The sequence below is a fragment of the Streptomyces sp. NPDC048441 genome (assembly GCF_043200235.1).
Lineage (GTDB): Bacteria > Actinomycetota > Actinomycetes > Streptomycetales > Streptomycetaceae > Streptomyces.
Genome location: NZ_JBICXM010000012.1, coordinates 22,665 through 42,936, shown reverse-complemented (window position 1 = coordinate 42,936; position 20,272 = coordinate 22,665). Strand labels below are relative to the sequence as shown.

Sequence of the window (20,272 nt, the reverse complement as noted above, 5' to 3'; positions counted from 1 at the left end):
TGCCTCAGGCGCTGTAGCCGCCGCCCGGCGTCACGAACCGCGCTCCCGCGTCCCGCAGCCGCCCGTCCAGAGCCCCGAACACCTCCGCGGACCGTTCCCCGGGCCACCCGGCCGGCAGCAGTTCCCCCGGAAGGCCGGGGTCCGCGTAAGGCAGCCGGCGCCAGGAGTCCAGGGCCAGGAGATAGTCGCGGTACGCCTCGTCCGGCGGGGTGTCCGTCCGGCCCTGCCAGCCCCGGAGCACCGGCTCGTGCCGGTCGAGGAACGCCTCGTGCTGCTTCGCGATCGCGGAGAGGTCCCACCAGCGGCCCACCGCGTCCGCCGTCGCCGCGAAGCCCAGGTGCTCCCCCCGGAACAGATCGACGTACGAGGAGAGTTGGAGGCGCTCCAGGGTGTGCCGGGTCTCTTCGTAGAGGTGCGCCGGAGCGATCCACACCCCCGGAGCGGCCGTCCCGAAACCGAGTCCGGCGAGGCGGGAGCGCAGTACGTGCCGCTTCTGGCGCTCCGACTCCGGCACGGAGAAGACGGCGAGCACCCAGCCGCTGTCCTGCCGCCGGGCCGGGGGAGCCGCGTAGATGCGCCGGTCGCCGTCCTCCAGGAGCTGCCGCGCGTCCGGCGACAGGGCGTACCCCGCCGCGCCGGCCGCCGTCCGCGCCGGGACGAGAAGCCCGCGCCGCTTGAGCCGGGACACGGACGAGCGCACCGACGGGGCGTCCACGCCGACCGGGGCGAGGAGCCTGACGAGGTCGGCGACGGGCACCGGGCCGGGGGCCGCGCGCCCGTAGGCGCCGTAGAAGGTGACGATCAGGGACCGTGGAGTGTGCTGCTCTGACACGTGATCACTCTACGGTCATCACTCCGCGGTCCCGGGCTCCCGAAGCCGGAACCGTTGCAGTTTGCCGGTCGCGGTGCGCGGCAGGGCGTCCAGATAGACGATCTCGCGCGGACACTTGTACGGCACGAGCTCGCCCTTCACGAACTCGCGAAGGCGGACGGGGTCCCGTTCCGTGCCCGCGCGCGGGACGACGTACGCGACGACTATCTGTCCCCGCAGCTCGTCGGGGCGCCCCACGACGGCCGTCTCCAGGACGTCGGGGTGCCGCAGGAGCGCCTCTTCGACCTCCGGGCCCGCGATGTTGTAACCGGCCGAGATGATCATGTCGTCCGCGCGGGCCACGTAGGTGAAATAGCCGTCGGTGTCGCGGACGTACGTGTCACCGGTGACGTTCCAGCCATGGCGTACGTACTGAAGCTGCCGCTCGTCGCCCAGATACCGGCAGCCGACAGGGCCGCGCACGGCGAGCAGACCCGGTTCGCCGTCGGGCACCGGAGCTCCCGAAGGGTCGACCACGCGCGCGTGCCACCCGGGGACGGGGCGTCCCGTGGTGCCGGGCCTGATCGCCTCGTCGGCGGCCGAGATGAAGATGTGGAGCAGCTCGGTGGCGCCGATGCCGTTGATGATGCGATGCCCGGTGTGCTCGTGCCAGGCCTGCCAGGTGGCGGCGGGCAGATTCTCTCCGGCGGAGACGCACCGCCGGAGCGTGGAGACGTCGGACGCGTCCGGCTTGCTCAGCTCGTCGAGCATCGTGCGGTAGGCGGTGGGTGCGGTGAAGAGGACCGTCACGCCGTGCTCGGCGATCGCGGGCAACAGCTGCTTGGGGCCCGCCTGTTCGAGCAGGAGCGATGAGGCGCCGACCCGCAGCGGGAAGATGACGAGGCCGCCGAGCCCGAAGGTGAAACCCAGGGGCGGGCTGCCCGCGAACACGTCGTCGGGCCCCGGTTTGAGGACGTGGCGCCCGAAGGTGTCGGCGATGGCGAGCACATCGCTGTGGAAGTGCATACAGCCCTTGGGGCGCCCGGTGGTGCCGGAGGTGAAGGCGATGAGGGCGACGTCGTCGGCCGCGGTGTCCACGGGCTCGTACACATCGGGCTGCCGGGTGGCACGGGCCAGCAGATCGTCGTCGCCGTCCCCGCCGAAGGTCGTGACACTGAGCCCGGGAATCCCCGCCTTGACCAGGTCGTCCACGACGCGCACGTCACACAGCGCGTGGCCGACCTCGGCGATCTCGCACATCGTGGCCAGCTCCTGCGAGCGCTGCTGGGCCAGGACGGTGACCGCGACCGCGCCCGCCTTCATCACCGCGAGCCAACAGGCCGCGAGCCAGGGCGTGGTGGGGCCGCGCAGCAGGACGCGCTGTCCGGGCAGCACGTCGAGTTCGCCGGTCAGGACGTGCGCGATGTGGTCGACGTGCCGCTGCAACTCGCCGTACGTCCACGCCTCGCCGGAACCCGAGAGGAACGCGGTCCTGTCACCGCCGAGCCGCTCCACGGTCCGGTCCAGGAGCTCGGCGCCGCAGTTCAGGCGGTCGGCGTAGTGCAGTTCGGGCCGGTCGCGGACGAACGCGGGCCACTGCTCCGACGGCGGGAGATGATCCCGGGCGAAGGTGTCGACGTGCGCCGATGGGTGGAGTCTGAGTGCACTCTTGGCGTCCACAGCGGGTCGCCCCCTTGCCGTTCGGGCTTGTGGTGAGCTCGTTCAACGAGCGTATCGTGATGGTGACGACAGTCAACGGTGCGCGATAAAGGAGGGGCCCGGCATGACGGCATTCTCTCTCAATCCAGAACAAATCGCCTGGTGCGCGGAGCTACGCACCCTTGCGCATGAACGGCTGCGCCCGCTGGCGGAGAAGGGCGAGCCGGGTCGGGTGAACCGCCCGCTGGTGGAGGCGCTGGGCGAGCTCGGCCTCCTTGGCCGCTTGTTCGAAGCGGATGGCGCGAGGCCGGGCGCGGGGGAGGGTTCTGGCGGCGCTCCCGCCGCACGGGCCCCGCACGCCACATCCGGCGCCCTCGGCCTCTGCCTCCTGCGCGAGTCCCTCGCCTACGCCTGCACGGAGGCCGAGACCGCGCTCGCCCTGCAAGGGCTCGGGGCGCATCCCGTCGCCGCGTACGGCTCCGTGCGCCAGCGCGAGCAGTGGCTCGCCCCCGCCCGCACGGGGCGCGCCGTCGCCGCCTTCGCGCTCTCCGAGCCGGGCGCGGGCTCGGACGCCGCCGCGCTCGCCCTGCGCGCCGCGCCGGACGGCCCGTCGTCCTGGCGGCTCACCGGCGAGAAGTGCTGGATCTCGAACGCCCCCGAGGCCGATTTCTACACCGTCTTCGCCCGTACGACCCCGGGCGCCGGCGCCCGCGGCGTCACCGCCTTCCTCGTGCCCGCCGACCGCGCGGGCCTCACCGGCGCGCCCCTGGACATGCTCTCCCCGCACCCGATCGGCTCCCTCGCCTTCGACGGCGTACGTGTCACAGGCGAGGACGTACTCGGCGAACCCGACCGCGGCTTCCGCGTCGCCATGACCACCCTCAACCGCTTCCGCCCCAGCGTCGGCGCCTTCGCGGTCGGCATGGCGGGCGCGGCCCTCGACGCGACGCTCGCGCACACCGCCGAACGGGACGCGTTCGGCGGCAAGTTGAAGGACCTTCAGGCGGTGGCGCACCAGGTCGCGGAGATGGCGACCCGGACCGAGGCGGCCCGCCTCATGGTGCACGCGGCAGCGGCGGCCTACGACCGCGGGGAGCCGGACATCGCCCAACGCGCCGCGATGGCCAAGCTGTTGGCCACGGAGACGGCGCAGTACGTGGTCGACGCCGCGGTCCAGCTGCACGGTGCGCGCGCCTTGCAGCGAGGGCACCTCCTTGAGCACCTCTACCGTGAGGTGCGGGCGCCGCGCATCTACGAAGGGGCGAGCGAAGTCCAACGGACCATCATCGCCAAGGAGTTGTACGCAGCGCAGTCCGCGGCCCAGTCCGCCACGCAGCCCGTCCCGCAGCCCGTCCCGCAGTCCGCCACCCGCGAGGAGCCCTCCGCATGAGCCTCGACCGCCTCAACCCCGTCGAACTCTCCCCGCCCACCGGCTTCTCCCACGCCGTCGCCGTGACCGGCGGGCGTCTCGTCTTCCTCGCGGGGCAGACCGCGCTCGACGCCGAGGGCAAGGTCACCGGAGCGACGCTGCCCGAGCAGTTCGAGAAGGCGCTGACCAATCTCCTCACCGCCCTGCGCCACGCGGGCGGCACTCCCGCCGACCTCGCCCGCGTCACCGTCTACGCCACGGACGTCGCCGACTACCGCGCCCAGGCAGCCGAACTCGGCGGAATCTGGCGAAGGTTGGCGGGCCGCGACTACCCCGCCATGGCGGTGATCGGAGCCGTCCGCCTCTGGGACGAGGAGTGCCTGGTGGAGCTGGACGGGGTAGCGGTCGTCGACTGATCCGCATAGCGTCGGCTCGACGATCAGGCGAGGCGAGGCGAGGGAACGGGCGGCCATGGCACAGATCGAACTCACCGCGGGACCCATCGAGTACGAGGACACGGGAGGCTCCGGAACCCCCCTCGTCCTCCTCCACGGCCTCGTCCAGGACGGCAGCGTATGGCGTCATGTCGTCGAGGATCTCGGGGACGAGTTCCGCTGCCTCGTGCCGACCCTTCCGTACGGCAGCCATCGCGTACCACTGAAGCCGGGTGCCGAGCTGACGCCGCCGGCCATGGCCCGGCTGATCGGCGAGTTCGCGGACAAGCTGGAGCTCGGCGACGACGCGGTCTTCGTCGAGAACGACGCCGGACGGCTCCAGCAACTGGCGGCCGAACGCCCCGAGCGCGTGGGCCGGATGGTCGTCGCGGGCTGCGAGACCTTCGACAACTACCCGCCGCGCGCGGGCGGCAAGATGCTGGACGCCGCCGCGCGCGTCCCCGGCGGCATCGCCTTCCTGGTCCGCGCCCTCTCCGTACGAGCCCTGCGCCGCGTCCCCGGCACGGGATACGCGGTCATGGCCCACCGCCCGGTCCCGCACGACCTGATCGACCGCTGGCTGCGGCCCCTGCGCACCGACTCCGAGGCCCGCGCGGTCCTGGTCCGGTATCTGCGCGCCACGCACAAGGCGGAGATGATGGAGGCGGCGGACGCACTGCGCACCTACGAAAGGCCCGCCCTCGTCGTCTGGGGCAAGCAGGACAAGATGATGCCGCCCGCACACGGCCGCAGGCTCGCCGAGTTGCTCCCCAAGGGCCGCCTGGTCGAACTCGATGCCTGCCGCACTTTGATCCCGCTGGACCGGCCGGACGGCTTGGCGGCGGCGATCCGCGAGTTCGTGACGGCTACGGCGGCATAGGCGATAGGCGGTAGGCGATATGGGGGCGACGACGCCTCAGCCGCGTCCCGCGACGGCGACTTGTCCGCCGTCGCCGACCCGTCGCCGCAGCCCGCTGCCGAGAGGGCGAGTGCGGCGCACAGGGCGAGGGCGCGGGCGCCGGGGATGCGGGTGCGATCTGCCATGCGCCCACCCCAACACCGCGCCCTCGCCTGCCTCCAGGGACGACGGGTGATCGTCGCCCAGTCGTAGCCGGAGAAATGGGGCCTAGATGTCCCGGAACGTCTCGATCTGCGCTCCCACGGAGTTGAGCCGCTCGGCCAGTTCCTCGTAGCCGCGATTGATCACGTACACATTGCGCAGCACGGACGTGCCCTCGGCCGCCATCATCGCGAGCAGTACGACCACGGCGGGCCGCAGCGCGGGCGGGCACATCATCTCGGCGGCGCGCCAGCGGGTCGGGCCCTCCACCAGCACGCGGTGCGGGTCGAGGAGTTGGAGACGCCCGCCGAGGCGGTTCAGGTCGGTCAGATAGATCGCGCGGTTGTCGTAGACCCAGTCGTGGATCAGGGTCTTGCCCTGCGCCGCCGCCGCGATGGCCGCGAAGAAGGGGACGTTGTCGATGTTGAGGCCGGGGAACGGCATCGGGTGGATCTTGTCGATCGGCGCCTCCAGTTTGGAGGGCCGGACGGTCAGGTCGATGAGGCGCGTACGGCCGTTGTCCGCGAAGTACTCCGGGGTGCGGTCGTGGTCGAGCCCCATCTCCTCGAGGACCGCGAGCTCGATCTCCAGGAACTCGATCGGGACGCGCTTGACCGTCAGCTCCGACTCCGTGACGACCGCGGCGGCGAGCAGGCTCATCGCCTCGACCGGGTCCTCGGAGGGGGAGTAGTCGACGTCGACGTCGATGGTCGGGACGCCGTGCACGGTGAGGGTCGTAGTGCCGATGCCCTCGACCTTGACTCCCAGCGCCTCCAGGAAGAAGCACAGGTCCTGGACCATGTAGTTCGACGAGGCGTTGCGGATGACGGTCGTGCAGTCGCTGCGCGCCGCGGCGAGCAGGGCGTTCTCCGTCACGGTGTCGCCGCGCTCGGTCAGCACGATCGGGCGGTCGGGGACGACGTCGCGTGCGACCTCGGCGTGGTAGAGCCCCTCGGTCGCGGCGATGTCGAGCCCGAAGCGGCGCAGCGCGATCATGTGCGGCTCGATCGTGCGGGTGCCCAGGTCGCAACCGCCCGCGTACGGCAGCTTGAAGCGGTCCATGCGGTGGAGCAGCGGCCCCAGGAACATGATGATCGAGCGGGTGCGGATCGCCGCCTCGGCGTCGATCGCCTCCATGTCGAGCTTCGCGGGCGGCACGATCTCCAGGTCGACACCGTCGTTGATCCAACGGGTGCGTACGCCGATGGAGTTCAGCACCTCGAGAAGGCGGTAGACCTCTTCGATGCGCGCCACGCGGCGCAGCACCGTGCGCCCCTTGTTGAGCAGGGACGCGCAGAGCAGCGCCACGCACGCGTTCTTGCTCGTCTTGACGTCGATGGAGCCGGAGAGGCGGCGATTGCCGACCACTCGCAGATGCATCGGCCCGGCATACCCGAGCGAGACGATTTCGCTGTCCAACGCTTCACTGATGCGGGCGATCATCTCAAGACTGATGTTCTGGTTGCCGCGCTCGATGCGGTTCACGGCGCTCTGACTTGTGCTGAGCGCCTCGGCAAGCTGCGACTGTGTCCAGCCCCGGTGCTGGCGGGCGTCGCGGATGAGCTTGCCGATACGTACGAGGTAATCGTCTGCCATGTTTCGAAGGTTATCTCAGATATGAGATGACGCATGTGCTGGGGTGGGCCATACGGGAAATGACCGATTAGCTACGTAAGTTCCCGTAAGTCTCTTCCGTCAGTCTCTCCCGTGCGCCACTTCCCTACGCCCCGTCAGCCGCAACCGCACGAGGCGTGCCGCCCGCCGTGCACCGCGGCCTGGGACGCTGGCCGCGGACCCGCCGCGGCACGCGTCACCCGGGCGGCGGCAGCGCGCCCGGCCGACGATTCGGCGTCATGCACCACTGTGCCCCCGGTCAACGTCAGACGCACCTCGGCAGAGCTGATATCAGCCACCGGACACCGCGTCACATCGCGGTCGAGGAGGACCAGATCGGCCGACTTTCCCCGCTCGACGGTGCCCGTGAGATGGTCCATGCGGAGCTGACGCGCGGTGCCGAGCGTATGCATGAGCAGGGAGGACGCACGGCTGAGACCTTCCTGCTCGCGATACAGATCGCCTTCGGCGTCGGCCTCGGCCCCGAGCCGGTCGACGGCGGTCCGCACCTGGTTCCACACCTGGAGCGGATCGACAGGCCAGTCCGAGCCACCGGAAAGCCGCGCCCCGTGCCGCTCGAGGCTGCGCGCCGGGTACTGCCAACGGTGCCGCTCGGCGCCGATGTAGGGCAACAGGGCGTCCATGGTCCAGGTGTTGCGCGTCGCCCACTGCAACTGCATACAGGGGATGACGCCGAGCGGGGCGAAGCGGGGCAGGTCGGCGGGGTCGACGAGTTGGAGATGGGCGGTGGTGTTGCGCAGGTCGCGCCGACCGGTCTTGCGCAGGGCGTACGCGTACCCGTCGAGGGAGGTGCGGACCGCGCGGTCGCCGATGGCATGCGCGTGCAGCTGCCAGCCGTCCTTGTTGAAGGCGGCGGTGAGGCGGCCGTAATCGGCGGCGGACACGTACAGCTCGCCGCGGTGGTCGGTCGGCTTCCCGTCCTTGTCCAGATAGGGCTTGAGCAGCGCGGCGGTCTGGGCGGGGTACTCGATGACTCCGTCGAGGAAGACTTTCACCGTGCCGAAGCGGAGGCCGCGTACACCGCCGAAGTCGGCCCGCAGCCCGCGTGCGTACGCCAGGGCCGCCGCCGGATCCTTGGCCAGGTCCGAGTCGATCCGGAGCGCGGGCACGATGCGCTGCGGCAGAGCGCCGCGTTCGGCGAGCGTCTGATAGATGCCGAGCTCGCCCTTGCCGACGACCGCTTCCATGAAGGTGGTGATCCCGGATGCGGCGGCCTCGGCGAAGATTTTCGCGGCGGCGGCGACGAGCTGCTCGCGGTCCGGCTCGGGGATGTGCCGGGTCACCAAGGGCTGTGCGTCGTCCTTGAGAACCCCGCTCGGCTTGCCGTCCGCGTCCTTGACGATCTTTCCGCCGGCCGGGTCCGGAGTACTGGCGGTGATCTTCGCGATGTCGAGGGCGCGCTGGTTGACCCAGATGTTGTGCCCGTCGCCGCCGACCAGGGTGACGGGCCGCCGGGTCGGCAGGGCGTCGAGCATCGAGTGATGCGGGGCGGTCCCGTGCGGAAGCAGCCCCACCGGGTTCCAGTCCTCCACGACCAGCCATCCGTCGGGTTCCTGATCGGCGGAGTCCTTCAGGAATCCGGTGAGGGTCTTCTGGAGTGCGTCCACGGTCTGTTCGGCCCCGGCGAGGGACGGCTTCAGCGAACGGTCCGCGGCGCTCATCGGATGGGCGTGCCCATCATGGATCCCGCTCATGAGGGTGCCACCACGCCCGTCCACGACCTCGGTGTCCCGCCCGATGAACCGCTTCAGCGAGGAGTCGTTCCCGACGGCAAGGATCTTCCCGTCCCGCCCGACGGCGACGCCTTCGGCGTGGGTGTGCTGCCGGGTGCCGCTGAAGACACGGGAGTTGTGCACGACCAGCGCGGCGGACCGCCGCTGAGTGGCAGCCCCGGCGGGCGCACCCACCGCGGCGAGCAGCCCGGCGGCCCCGGCGGAGGCGAGGAGGCCGCGCCGGGAGAGAGGGGAGGGGTGCGGAGAGGACATGGGCGCTCCTGGGTGAGGGGTGAGGGGGCGGGAAAGATCCGCCGCGAAGCGGCGGTACAGACACTGGCCGAGTAACCCGTTAACCAGAAGCGACCGCCCGCAACGGAATCCGCGGCCCCCTGCCCCTGGGACGGGGGATTCCGTAGGATCCCCCGTGTGCCAGGGCCCACCCTCACCGACATAGCCCGCGCAGCGGAGGTATCGACTGCGACGGTCTCGCACGCCCTGAACGACACGGGCCGCCTCGGCGACTCGACCCGCCGCCGGGTGCGCGAGGTAGCCACGGCCCTGGGCTACGGGGCGCCCCAAGCCCCCCGCACACGCACCCTCGGCGTAGCCGTCACGATGTACCCGAGAGCCTGGAACTACACCGAGGTCGCCTACTTCTCCCGAGCCCTCACCGCGGCGACCGCCGCCGCCCACGCCAAGGGCTACGCCCTCACCACACTCCCCGCGGACCGGGTCGCGGAGGACACCTGGCACAGCCTCGCCGTCGACGGCATGTTGATCATGGACAGCCCGCGCGGGGACCCGATGGTCCACGCGCTGCGCGCCCGCGGCATCCCGCTCGTCTTCGACGGCGTACCCGGCGATCCGCGCCCCGGCGATCACTGGGTCGACAACGACCACGAGGCGACCACCCGCGAGGTCCTCGACCACCTCGTGGCGTCCGGCGCCCGCCGTGTCGCCTTGCAGTCCGGCGACGGCGACGAACATTACGCGCGTGCCGTGACGGCGGCGTACGCCGGGTGGTGCGCGGAGCGCGGCGAAGACCCGCTGGTCGTGCCGTTCGACGTGGCGGACGGCCAAGGCCGGGCGTTCGACGCGCTGTTGCGGGGCCAAGACCGCCCCGACGCCGTCTACGCGGCGTACGACCCGGGCGGCCACCAGCTCCTGACGGCCGCGGCCAGGCTGGGCCTGCGCGTCCCGGACGAACTCCGCGTGGTGTGCGCGAGCGAGGACCCCGGGTACGCGGCGACGGAACCGCCCGTGACCACGGTGACCCTCGACCCGGAGCGGACGGCGCGCGCGGCTGTGGGCCTCCTGGTCGGCCTGGTCGAAGGCGGCGGCGAGGCGAGGCCAGGACCGGTGGTCGTCCCGGCCGCCCTCCTCGTACGCGCATCGTCGTCCGGCCCTCAGCCCGCGGCCGGATAGTCGACGTACCCCTCGGCGCCGCCCTGGTAGTACGTGGCGGGGTCACCGGCCGCGAGATCGCGCCCCAGGGCGAACCGGCTGACCAGGTCGGGGTTGGCGACGAAGTGCGTGGCGAAGGAGACGGCGTCGGCGAACCCGGCCTCTACTAGGGCGTTCGCGGAGTCCCTGTCGAAGCCGTTGTTCGCGATCAGCGGTCCTTCGAACCGCTTCCGGTAGCGCGCGAACGCTTCGAAGGAGGGGGCCTCGCCCGGCCGCCCCACGAGGTCGGGGCCACGCAGATGGAGATAGGCGAGACGCCGGTCGCTGAGCACCGTCACCACCTCCTCGTAGTCGGCGAGCAGTTCCTCGTCGACTACGAAGCGGTCGGTCGCGGCCATGTACGGCGAGAGGCGCACGCCCACCCGCCGTCCTTCCCACTCGGCGGCGACCGCGTCGACGACGTCGAGCAGCAGGCGACGCCGACCCGCACGGTCACCCCCGTAGGCGTCGGCGCGGTGGTTGAGGCGGGGGTTGAGGAACTGGGCGAACAGGAACGCGCCGAGTGCGCCGATCTCGACCCCGTCGAACCCGGCGCGCCGGGCGTTGGCCGCCGCCGTGCGGAATTCGGCGACGGTGGCCCGGATGTCGTCGCCGGTCATCTCACGAGGCGTGAGCGTCTCCTTGAACCCGCCGGGGGTGAAGGTCTTCGCGCGGGGGTCGACCGCCGAAGGACCCGCGGGCAGCGCGCCGCCGAGGTGGTCGGGGTGCGAGGCGGCGCCGGTGTGCCAGAGCTGCTGCACGATGCGGCCGCCGAGGGCGTGGACGACATCCGTGACCCGGCGCCACCCGGCGACCTGCGCCTCGCTGTAGCCGCCGGGGACATTGACGAACCCGATGGCCCGCTCGCTGACCCAGGTCCCCTCGGTGACGATGAGCCCGGCACTGGCCCGCTGCCCGTAGTAGGCGGCGTGCAGTTCCGTGGGGACGAGACCGGGGTTGTCGGCGCGGGCCCGGGTGAGCGGGGCCATCACCACGCGGTTGGGCAGCCGCAGTTCGCCCAGGCGGGTGCCGTGCAGGAGAGTCTGGTCGAGGGCAGTGGGCAGGGTGGCGGTCATGGTGGTGCTCCTTCGTCGGGCTACTGTCACGGCGGCAGGGCCGCGGGGGACACGAAGGTGACGGCGTACGACGGGGAGAGGTGACCGATGCACGGCCAAGAGGCGCTCGCGGATCGTTTCGAGGAACACCGAGGCCATCTACGAGGTGTCGCCTACCGAATGCTCGGCTCGCTGAGCGACGCCGACGACGCCGTCCAGGAGGCCTGGCTGCGCCTCAGCCGCACCGCTGCCGACGCCGAAGCCGCCGAGATCGAGAACCTCACCGGCTGGCTCCGCACGGTCGTCTCCCGCCTCTGCCTGGACATGCTGCGGTCGGCCGCGACGCGTCACGAGCAACCGGCGGCCTGGCACCTGCCCGACCGGATCTCGGAGACCGGCGACGGCGGGGACCCGGAGGAGGAAGTGCTCCTCGCCGATTCGGTGGGCCGCGCGCTGCTCGTGGTCCTCGACACGCTGGGCCCCGCCGAACGTGTCGCCTTCGTACTGCACGACCTGTTCGCCGTGCCGTTCACGCAGATCGCCCCCATCGTGGAGCGCACCCCGGGCGCCACCAAGAAGCTCGCGAGCCGCGCGCGCCACAAGGTCAAGGGCCCGCCCGAGGCCCTCGCCGCCCCCGAGCTCGCGGAGGACCGGCAGGTCGTCGACGCCTTCCTCGCGGCCGCCCGCAGCGGTGACCTCGAAGCGCTGCTCACGGTCCTCGCCCCCGACGTCGTACGCACGGCAGACCTCTCCGCGGTGATCCGCGGCGCACGGGCCGTGGCGGAGGAGACGGTGCTCCTGAAGCGCAACGCCCGCTTCGCGGAGCCCGCGCTCGTCAACGGCACGGTGGGCGTGGTCGTGGCCCCGTACGGACGGCTGGTCATCGCCCTCCTGATCAGGACCGATGGCGGGCGGGTCGCCGCGTACGAAGTGATCGCCGATCCGGAGCGTCTGCGCACGCTGAAGGTGTCCGTCCTGCCGCCGGCAGACGGGCGCGCCTCGTCGGACGCGCGGGTGATGTACTAGAGTTATCTCGACATCGAGATATCTGCCGAGGCGCACCAGAAGCCGCCACTCGGTAAGGGTTACCTAACTAAGCCTTACCTTAGCGGATCGACGAGGAGTCGTGGCGGCAGGATGTGACGGAAACGCGCACATATATGAAGGAGACTGTCGTGTCGGCGAACAGCTTCGACGCCCGCAGCACGCTGCGCGTGGGCGACGAGTCGTACGAGATCTTCAAGCTGGACAAGGTCGAGGGCTCCGCGCGCCTCCCTTACAGCTTGAAGGTGCTGCTGGAGAACCTGCTCCGCACCGAGGACGGCGCGAACATCACCGCCGACCACATCCGTGCGATCGGCGGCTGGGACTCCCAGGCCCAGCCCTCGCAGGAGATCCAGTTCACGCCGGCCCGCGTGATCATGCAGGACTTCACCGGCGTGCCCTGCGTCGTGGACCTCGCCACCATGCGCGAGGCCGTCAAGGAGCTCGGCGGCGACGCCGACAAGGTCAACCCGCTCTCCCCGGCCGAGCTGGTCATCGACCACTCCGTCATCGCCGACAAGTTCGGTACGAAGGACGCCTTCGGCCAGAACGTCGAGCTGGAGTACGGCCGCAACAAGGAGCGCTACCAGTTCCTGCGCTGGGGCCAGACCGCGTTCGACGACTTCAAGGTCGTCCCCCCGGGCACCGGCATCGTCCACCAGGTCAACATCGAGCACCTGGCGCGCACGGTCATGGTCCGTAACGGCCAGGCCTACCCCGACACCCTCGTCGGCACCGACTCGCACACCACGATGGTCAACGGCCTGGGTGTCCTGGGCTGGGGCGTCGGCGGCATCGAGGCCGAGGCCGCGATGCTGGGCCAGCCGGTCTCCATGCTGATCCCGCGCGTCGTCGGCTTCAAGCTGACCGGCGAGCTGCCGGCCGGCACCACCGCCACGGACCTCGTGCTGACCATCACCGAGATGCTGCGCAAGCACGGCGTCGTCGGCAAGTTCGTCGAGTTCTACGGAGAGGGCGTCGCCGCCACCTCCCTCGCGAACCGCGCCACCATCGGCAACATGTCGCCGGAGTTCGGCTCCACCGCCGCGATCTTCCCGATCGACGACGAGACGCTGAAGTACCTCCGCCTGACCGGCCGTGACGCCCAGCAGGTCGCGCTCGTCGAGGCGTACGCCAAGGAGCAGGGCCTCTGGCTCGACCCGGCCGCCGAGCCCGACTTCTCCGAGAAGCTGGAGCTCGACCTCTCCACGGTCGTCCCCTCCATCGCGGGCCCGAAGCGTCCGCAGGACCGCATCGTCCTCGCCAACGCCTCGCAGCAGTTCGCGCAGGACGTCCGCAACTACGTCGAGGACGACGACGAGGCGGGCAAGGAGTCCTTCCCGGCCTCCGACTCCCCGGCCTCATCGAACGGCGTTCCCTCGCGTCCGACCACCGTCACCGCCCCCGACGGCTCGACGTACGAGATCGACCACGGCGCCGTCACCGTCGCCGCGATCACCTCCTGCACCAACACCTCGAACCCGTACGTGATGGTCGCCGCCGCGCTCGTCGCGAAGAAGGCCGTCGAGAAGGGCCTGACCCGCAAGCCGTGGGTCAAGACCACCCTCGCGCCGGGCTCCAAGGTCGTCACCGACTACTTCGACAAGGCGGGGCTCACCCCCTACCTCGACAAGGTCGGCTTCAACCTCGTCGGCTACGGCTGCACCACCTGCATCGGCAACTCGGGCCCGCTGCCCGAGGAGGTCTCCAAGGCGGTCAACGAGCACGACCTGGCCGTGACGTCCGTCCTCTCCGGCAACCGGAACTTCGAGGGCCGCATCAACCCCGACGTCAAGATGAACTACCTGGCGTCGCCGCCGCTGGTCGTCGCGTACGCCATCGCGGGTTCGATGAAGGTGGACATCACCAAGGATGCGCTCGGCGCCGACCAGGACGGCAACCCCGTCTACCTGAAGGACATCTGGCCCACCGAGGCCGAGGTGAACGACGTCGTCGCCAACTCCATCGGCGAGGACATGTTCAACAAGTCCTACCAGGACGTCTTCGCGGGCGACGCCCAGTGGCAGGCGCTCTCCATCCCCACCGGCAACACCTTCGAGTGGGACCCGCAGTCGACCTACGTCCGTAAGCCCCCTTACTTCGAGGGCATGACGATGGAGACCACCCCGGTCTCCGACATCACGGGCGCCCGCGTCCTCGCCAAGCTGGGCGACTCGGTCACCACCGACCACATCTCTCCGGCCGGTGCGATCAAGGCCGACACCCCGGCCGGCAAGTACCTCACGGAGCACGGCGTCGAGCGTCGCGACTTCAACTCCTACGGCTCACGCCGTGGCAACCACGAGGTCATGATCCGCGGCACGTTCGCCAACATCCGCCTGCGCAACCAGATCGCGCCGGGCACCGAGGGCGGCTTCACCCGCGACTTCACGAAGGAAGACGCCCCCGTCTCCTTCATCTACGACGCCTCGCAGAACTACCAGGCCGCCGGTACGCCGCTCGCGATCCTCGCGGGCAAGGAGTACGGCTCCGGTTCGTCCCGCGACTGGGCCGCCAAGGGCACCGCGCTGCTCGGCGTGCGCGCCGTCATCGCCGAGTCGTACGAGCGCATCCACCGCTCGAACCTCATCGGCATGGGCGTCCTGCCGCTCCAGTTCCCGGAGGGCCAGACCGCGGAGACCCTCGGCCTGACCGGCGAGGAGGCCTTCTCCTTCACCGGCGTGACCGAGCTGAACAACGGCACGACCCCCCGCACGGTCAAGGTCACCACCGACACCGGCGTGGAGTTCGACGCGGTCGTCCGCATCGACACCCCCGGCGAGGCGGACTACTACCGCAACGGCGGCATCATGCAGTACGTGCTGCGTTCGCTGATCCGCAAGTAGGCGGCAGCAGGCAGTGACCGAGGGCCGCACCCCAGGACGGGGGTGCGGCCCTCGGGCGATTCCCGGGCGAAATTGAGCGTTCCGCTGCGAACTCCCTTGCCAGGCAGGGATATTGGCCAGTCGCCGAAGGATGGCGCCACAACGGAGTGGCGCCCGCACGGGGAGGCGCGGCCTGATGCCGAGGGAGTGGGCGGGTGAGTCCGACCGGGACCGCTCGGTTCAGACGTATCTCGAATCGCTGGTCCTGCCCGAGCCGGGCACCCGAACCATGGAACAGCACCCCGTCACGCTCCTCCTCGGCCCGCGCGGCAGCGGCAAGACCACCCTGCTGCGGGCTCTCGCCGACTGGGCTCAGGACGCACCGGTGGCTTCCGTCGACCTGGCCGTGCTCGCCCGCGAGGAGCAGCGCCCCCTCGACGTGCTCGGGGCGCTGGCCTACGCACTCGAACCCCGCAAGAAGTATGTGCCGCACGTCTCCTTCGCGGCGTTCAAGCTGGTGCGCACCGCACTCGCGGCCGACCTGGACCCCAGCAACCGTGCTGCCGCGCGCCGCCAACTCGACCAGGAGCTGACCGTACCGCCTGCCCGCTGGCTGGCCATCGTCTACCAGATCGCGCAGATCGTCGCGTCGCTCCTCGGACTGCCGGCCGCCGTGAGCAACGCCGTCCAGCTCCTGCCGCCCGGCGAACAGGGCTGGCTGTGGGGCAGACTGCGCTGGAGGCTGGCCGGTCTGCGGCGCCGCCCCGCCGCCATCAGCTCCGCCCTGGACTTCCTCATCGAGCTCAACACCGCCTACCACGGCGACGCGGAGAGCCGGGCCCGCACCGAGCGCATCGCCTGCGAGGTCTTCCTGCACGACCTGCGCCGCCGCTACCGGAAGCGGGCCTCGGCGGTGCGCTGCCTGGTCCTCCTCGACAACGCGGACAACGCGCTCGGTGGCGAGACCCTGCGCCTGCTCCTGGAGGAGCGCCAGGGCAGCGCCCCGGACCCGCTCGTCGTCCTCGCCACCGCGGGCAGCTATCCCGAGACGCTGCGACACGTCGAGTACGGCTGGCAGCAGCAGCCCGGCGGCGCCTATCCGGGCGGCTGGCTCCCCGGCGCGCCCTTCGCCCCGGACCAGGTGTGCCCCGGACTGCGCGTGGGGCAACTGCGCGACCTGAGCCGCACCGAGGTGGAAGCGCAGGCGGCGGAGGTCCTGACGGCCACCCACGCGCCCGCCCCGCGCGGCGACTCGGGGGTGCGCTGGCTCGGCTGGGCGGTGCACGAACTCACCCGCGGCCAGCCCGAGGGAACGGCCCGCGTGCTCGCCGCGCTGCACGGATACGACGCCAGGGTGCGCTGGGAGGAGCGGCTCACGCGCATCTGGGACCCGTCCGGCGGCCTCGTCGGGGGACTGCTCGAACGGCTGCTCCCGATAGACCCTCCGGAAGGGCTGCGTGAGCTGCTCGCCTCGGCCGCCGCCGCGCCGGACCTGGCCCAGGCCCTGATCACCCACCGGCTGCGGGACGAGACCCCGGGCTATCTGCGCACCGAGTTCCACGACTTCTCGCGGGACCGGATGTCCTCCATGCACATCGACACCGGCGAGACCCAGGCAGACGGCAGGCCCGAGACCCCGCACCCCCTCCTGCGCCGCCTGCTGCTGTGCGAACTCACCGACGCGGTGGCCCTGCACGCACGGCTCCAGGCGGAGGCCGAGAGCCGCGGCGAACCCGGCACGGCCGCCTACCACGCGCTGGCCACGGGCGATCTGCCCACCGCCGCCGCCTACTTGGAGTCCATCTTCGAGCAGACACCGCCCGAGGACTGGTGCCGGGAACTGTGCAGGCTGCGCCGTGCGCCGCTGCCCGCGCCGACCGGCGACGCCGAAGCCTCGCCCTGGGCACGCTACGAGCAGCTCGTCACCCACCTGCGGGACGACTCCGTAGGGCCCCGCCTGCGCACCGTCACCCGGCTCCTCGCCGCCAGTTGGATCGCCCCGGAGCCGCGCGAGGCCATCGCCACCGACCTGGTCGGCGACCCCTTCCGCGATCCGCTCGGCGATCCGTACGCCACGCTCTACCGCGAGATCAACGCACGCTTCCACACCTTGGCCGCCGCCCACGCCGCACGTGTCGCGTGGCCGCCCGTTCTTCTGGACAAGGCACAGCAGTACGAGATGGAGCCCTGGCGATGAACCAACGCCTTCCCGTACCCCGCCCTCCGATCAACAAGCTGCTCGTCGTGTCGGTGGTGCTCGTGCTGCTCGCCGCCGCCGGGTACGGCGGATACCAGATCTACTGGCACCAGCACTGGTGCGCGGACGGCATCTCCAAGGAGTCCGGAGGCGAATGCGTCGGGGTGACCGACGGGGGCTTCCGCTTCCCGGGCCTTGCCGACATCTCGAAGCAGATCGAGCGGCAGAACCAGAAGGTGGGGGAGGTGGACGAACACACGGTGACCATCGCCCACCTCGAATCGATGTCCGGCGGTACGGAGGACCGTGGCCCGGAGGGCACCCGTCAGGCGATCGCCGGGGCGCACATCGCCCAGCTCACCCTCAACGCCGAGCGCCGCACCGTGCCGCGTGTGCGTCTGCTGCTCGCCAACACCGGCAAGGGCGACAAGTACGCGGACCAAGTCGTCGACCAGCTCCTTGAGTTGAAGGACGAGCAGCACCTGGTCGCGGTCACCGGTATCGGGCAGAGCAACGAGAACACCCGTGCGGCGGTGCGGAAGCTGCGTGACGCCGGGGTGGCCACGATCGGTGCGACGGTCGCGGCCAACGAGTTGAGCGCCGTCAGGAAGCCGGGCTTCTTCCGGGTCTCCTTCCCCGCGAACGCCCAAGCGGCGGCAGCCGTACGACACTTGAAGGAGGAGCAGGACGGCAGCGACGACTACCGGGTGGACGTGGTGCGGGACAGCAAGGTCGGCGACATCTACGACGCATCGCTCTACACCGGCTTCCGCTCGGCCGCCGAGCGCATGAACCTCAAGGTCCACGACGTCATCCCCTTCACCTCCGGCGCCGCCACCGGCGAGGGCAACGCCCTGCGGGTCGCGGCGCAGAAGGTCTGCGAAGGGGGCGACCGCCCGAAGGCCGTGTACTTCGCGGGGCGCGGACGAGAATTGCGCAGCTTCATCGAGGCCGTCGGCGAGACCCGGCGCCACTGCCCGGTCACCGTCCTGTCCGGATCGAGCGCGGTCGGCGTGTACTTCGACACCAGCCACGGCGGCAGCGAGGAGGAGCTCGCCGAACTCGACCGGCGCTGGAAGGCCAGCGGCATGAAGGTCTCGTACACCGCCTACACACACCCCGAGGCGTCGAAGAAGATCTACGGCGGCCTCAAGAACAACCCCTACAGCGACTTCGAGCGCCGCTACCAGGAGGTGGGCGGTGGCACACCGGACACGCTCAACAACGGTCAGGCGATGGTCGGTTACGACGCGTTGTACGCGGCAGGCGTCGCGGCCCGCCATGCGGTCGACACCTACGGCGACCGACAGGTGACCGCGGCCAAGGAGCTGGACCTGCTGGGGCAGACCAACGGTTCGTTCGAGGTGCGCGGCGTCAGCGGCAAGATCGCCTTCGATCCCGACACGGGCGAGCCGACAGGGCGCCCGATGGCGCTGGTGGAACTCAAGCCGCCGGGGCAGGGCGGGGGCACCGACGGATCGCGCTACCACTTCGTCGATACCCTCGCGCCTTGACCCCGAGCCTCCTGCTACGAGGCAGCGAACCCGCCGTACGGCACGGTCCCGAGCCTCCTGCTACGAGGCAGCGAACCCGCCGTACGGCACGGTGATGATCTCCATGGCGTGCCCCGCCGGATCCAGGAAGTACACGCCCCGGCCGCCGTCGTTGGTGTTGAACTCGCCCGGCTGCTTCTGCTGCGGGTCGGCCCAGTGCTCGATGCCGCGCGCCTTGATCTTCTCGTACGCCGCCTTGAACTCCGCCTCGGAGATCAGGAACGCGTAGTGCTGCGGGGTGATCTTGTCCGCGGGGATGCTGGCGAAGTCCAGGGTGACGGAGTTGCTCAGTTCCACCGCGATGAACGGGCCCCACTCCGAGGTGATCTCAAGTCCCAGCAGGTCCGCGAAGAACTCGGCGGACTCCCGGTTGTCCCGGGCGTGGATGATCGTGTGGTTCAGCTCGACTGACAAGGAATGCCTCCAGAAGGCATCTCCCGACACCTCCATGCCTCACCCAGCCGGTGACCGACACGCGATGTCGTCGTGGATCTTAGGCACGGAGACATCACACTGTCGAGCTATTTCCCGCGGGCGGCCACGGCCCGCCGGTGGAGCGCACCTCGCCCCCCACACGCCACCCCCGCTGCGGGTCGGCGCTCTGGCGCTCGCCGCCTGGATCGCGCTGTGCCAGGGGGACCGGTCGGCCGCCGAGCGGTTCCTGGCCGACGCCGTGCGGCTCGGTGACGCGGTCACGGACGGTGAATCGCTGGGCGTGCTCTCCTACCTGGAGGGCGCCTTCGCCTTCCTCGTCCACGGGGGCGAGGCTAGCCGCCGGGGCCTCCGGGGCGCACCCGGTTATTCGGGCAGGGCCAGGAAGGCGGTCCAGGCGTCCGGGGGGCCACGGTGGGGCCTGTCCGGCGGAACATGCCGGACAGGCCCCTGGTCCCGAAGAGGGCTCAGTGCTTGAGCGTGAAGGTGAAGTCGCCGGAGAGCTTGCCGCTCAGCCGGACTGCCGAGACGAGGTTCCCCTCCGTGATCAGTCTCTCGACCTCGGCCCGCGAAAGACCGCGGCCTTCAGCGATCAGTCGTACCGGCCGGACGGGTATTCGTGCCGCGAAGCGGACCGAGACGTCGATTGCCTCGTCCATCGCCGCGTGGTCCAGGCGATGGCGATCCGGTCCGCCAGTATCGAGACGCCAGGCGTTGTCCCAGTCGAGGGCTATGCGATTACGGCGCCGCACGACCGGATCCTGGAGCAGTTCAGCTGTCAGGCCCGGGTCGTTGTCATGCAGCCGGTCGAGGAGATCTGATCGTACGGAGCGCACATTCACCCGCTCCAGGACCGTGAGCTTCGCGGTTTCCCCGCAAGCGGTACAGAGCACGAGGAGCCAGGCGTCGATGAGTTTGTGGTGTGCGTTCACGCGGAATTTGCTGCTTGCCCTGAAGCGCTCGGACGCGCACGCGTGGCAACGGCGGAGAACAAGCGGTAGGCAGGTGGGCATGACCACCCAGTTTTCGAGCACAGAAGT

Annotated in this window: 16 protein-coding genes; 8 read left to right on the top strand and 8 right to left on the bottom strand. The window is 70.7% G+C overall.

All coding sequences use genetic code 11. From position 1 onward, the window contains the following. Window positions 1–4: 4 nt before the first annotated feature. A complete protein-coding gene (locus tag ACGFSB_RS27095; protein WP_393404353.1) occupies window positions 5–832 on the bottom strand; it encodes a PaaX family transcriptional regulator C-terminal domain-containing protein in 828 nt (275 codons plus the stop codon). A gap of 18 nt (window positions 833–850) precedes the next feature. After that, window positions 851–2,491, bottom strand: a complete 1,641-nt coding sequence (locus ACGFSB_RS27090) for an AMP-binding protein (protein ID WP_393404350.1) — start codon at window positions 2,489–2,491, stop codon at window positions 851–853. A gap of 103 nt (window positions 2,492–2,594) precedes the next feature. Between ACGFSB_RS27090 and ACGFSB_RS27085 the strand changes: the two genes are divergently transcribed. The 3 genes from ACGFSB_RS27085 to ACGFSB_RS27075 are packed head-to-tail and all read left to right on the top strand — an operon-like array spanning window position 2,595 to window position 5,153. Next, window positions 2,595–3,860 (top strand): acyl-CoA dehydrogenase family protein, encoded by a 1,266-nt coding sequence (locus tag ACGFSB_RS27085; protein WP_393404347.1) that lies wholly within the window; start codon window positions 2,595–2,597, stop codon window positions 3,858–3,860. Continuing rightward, window positions 3,857–4,255: a RidA family protein gene (locus ACGFSB_RS27080; protein ID WP_393404344.1), complete on the top strand. Its 399-nt coding sequence runs from the start codon at window positions 3,857–3,859 to the stop codon at window positions 4,253–4,255. Before ACGFSB_RS27085 ends, ACGFSB_RS27080 begins: the two co-directional genes overlap by 4 nt. Window positions 4,256–4,310: 55 nt before the next feature. After that, on the top strand, window positions 4,311–5,153 hold the full coding sequence (locus ACGFSB_RS27075; RefSeq protein ID WP_393404341.1) for an alpha/beta fold hydrolase: 843 nt from the start codon (window positions 4,311–4,313) through the stop codon (window positions 5,151–5,153). A 246-nt stretch (window positions 5,154–5,399) separates the two neighbouring features. Here ACGFSB_RS27075 and ACGFSB_RS27070 read toward each other — a convergent pair whose 3' ends face one another. Both ACGFSB_RS27070 and ACGFSB_RS27065 read right to left on the bottom strand, forming a co-directional pair. Further along, the gene (locus tag ACGFSB_RS27070; RefSeq protein WP_393404339.1) at window positions 5,400–6,929 is read right to left on the bottom strand and encodes a helix-turn-helix domain-containing protein; all 1,530 of its coding nucleotides are present in this window, start codon (window positions 6,927–6,929) and stop codon (window positions 5,400–5,402) included. Window positions 6,930–7,063: 134 nt separating this feature from the next. Beyond that, window positions 7,064–8,953: an amidohydrolase gene (locus tag ACGFSB_RS27065; RefSeq protein WP_393404337.1), complete on the bottom strand. Its 1,890-nt coding sequence runs from the start codon at window positions 8,951–8,953 to the stop codon at window positions 7,064–7,066. 156 nt (window positions 8,954–9,109) lie between these two features. Here ACGFSB_RS27065 and ACGFSB_RS27060 point away from each other — a divergent pair, with 156 nt between their 5' ends. After that, window positions 9,110–10,108, top strand: a complete 999-nt coding sequence (locus tag ACGFSB_RS27060; protein ID WP_393404335.1) for a LacI family DNA-binding transcriptional regulator — start codon at window positions 9,110–9,112, stop codon at window positions 10,106–10,108. Here the strand turns inward: ACGFSB_RS27060 and ACGFSB_RS27055 are convergent. Beyond that, entirely contained in the window at window positions 10,090–11,202 is a 1,113-nt protein-coding gene (locus tag ACGFSB_RS27055; protein ID WP_393404332.1) for an alkene reductase, read from the bottom strand. The two genes, ACGFSB_RS27060 and ACGFSB_RS27055, sit on opposite strands and share 19 nt — an antisense overlap. A gap of 87 nt (window positions 11,203–11,289) precedes the next feature. Between ACGFSB_RS27055 and ACGFSB_RS27050 the strand changes: the two genes are divergently transcribed. The 4 genes from ACGFSB_RS27050 to ACGFSB_RS27035 all read left to right on the top strand — a co-directional run bounded on the left by ACGFSB_RS27050 (window position 11,290) and on the right by ACGFSB_RS27035 (window position 18,761). Then, window positions 11,290–12,207, top strand: a complete 918-nt coding sequence (locus ACGFSB_RS27050; protein WP_393404330.1) for a sigma-70 family RNA polymerase sigma factor — start codon at window positions 11,290–11,292, stop codon at window positions 12,205–12,207. Window positions 12,208–12,341: 134 nt separating this feature from the next. After that, window positions 12,342–15,071 (top strand): aconitate hydratase AcnA, encoded by a 2,730-nt coding sequence (acnA, locus tag ACGFSB_RS27045; protein WP_393404328.1) that lies wholly within the window; start codon window positions 12,342–12,344, stop codon window positions 15,069–15,071. A gap of 175 nt (window positions 15,072–15,246) precedes the next feature. Next, on the top strand, window positions 15,247–17,247 hold the full coding sequence (locus ACGFSB_RS27040; protein ID WP_393404325.1) for an ATP-binding protein: 2,001 nt from the start codon (window positions 15,247–15,249) through the stop codon (window positions 17,245–17,247). Beyond that, complete coding sequence (locus ACGFSB_RS27035) at window positions 17,244–18,761, top strand: ABC transporter substrate-binding protein (protein ID WP_393404323.1); 1,518 nt, start codon at window positions 17,244–17,246, stop codon at window positions 18,759–18,761. Before ACGFSB_RS27040 ends, ACGFSB_RS27035 begins: the two co-directional genes overlap by 4 nt. A gap of 60 nt (window positions 18,762–18,821) precedes the next feature. Here ACGFSB_RS27035 and ACGFSB_RS27030 read toward each other — a convergent pair whose 3' ends face one another. The 3 genes from ACGFSB_RS27030 to ACGFSB_RS27020 all read right to left on the bottom strand — a co-directional run bounded on the left by ACGFSB_RS27030 (window position 18,822) and on the right by ACGFSB_RS27020 (window position 20,266). Beyond that, window positions 18,822–19,214, bottom strand: coding sequence for a VOC family protein (locus ACGFSB_RS27030; RefSeq protein WP_393404321.1), 393 nt, complete (start codon window positions 19,212–19,214; stop codon window positions 18,822–18,824). Between the two features lie 94 nt (window positions 19,215–19,308). Beyond that, complete coding sequence (locus ACGFSB_RS27025) at window positions 19,309–19,557, bottom strand: hypothetical protein (RefSeq protein ID WP_393404318.1); 249 nt, start codon at window positions 19,555–19,557, stop codon at window positions 19,309–19,311. 142 nt (window positions 19,558–19,699) lie between these two features. After that, window positions 19,700–20,266 carry a DUF1062 domain-containing protein gene (locus ACGFSB_RS27020; RefSeq protein WP_393404315.1) on the bottom strand — a complete coding sequence of 189 codons (567 nt, stop codon included), beginning with the start codon at window positions 20,264–20,266 and terminating at the stop codon, window positions 19,700–19,702. Window positions 20,267–20,272 lie beyond the last annotated feature (6 nt).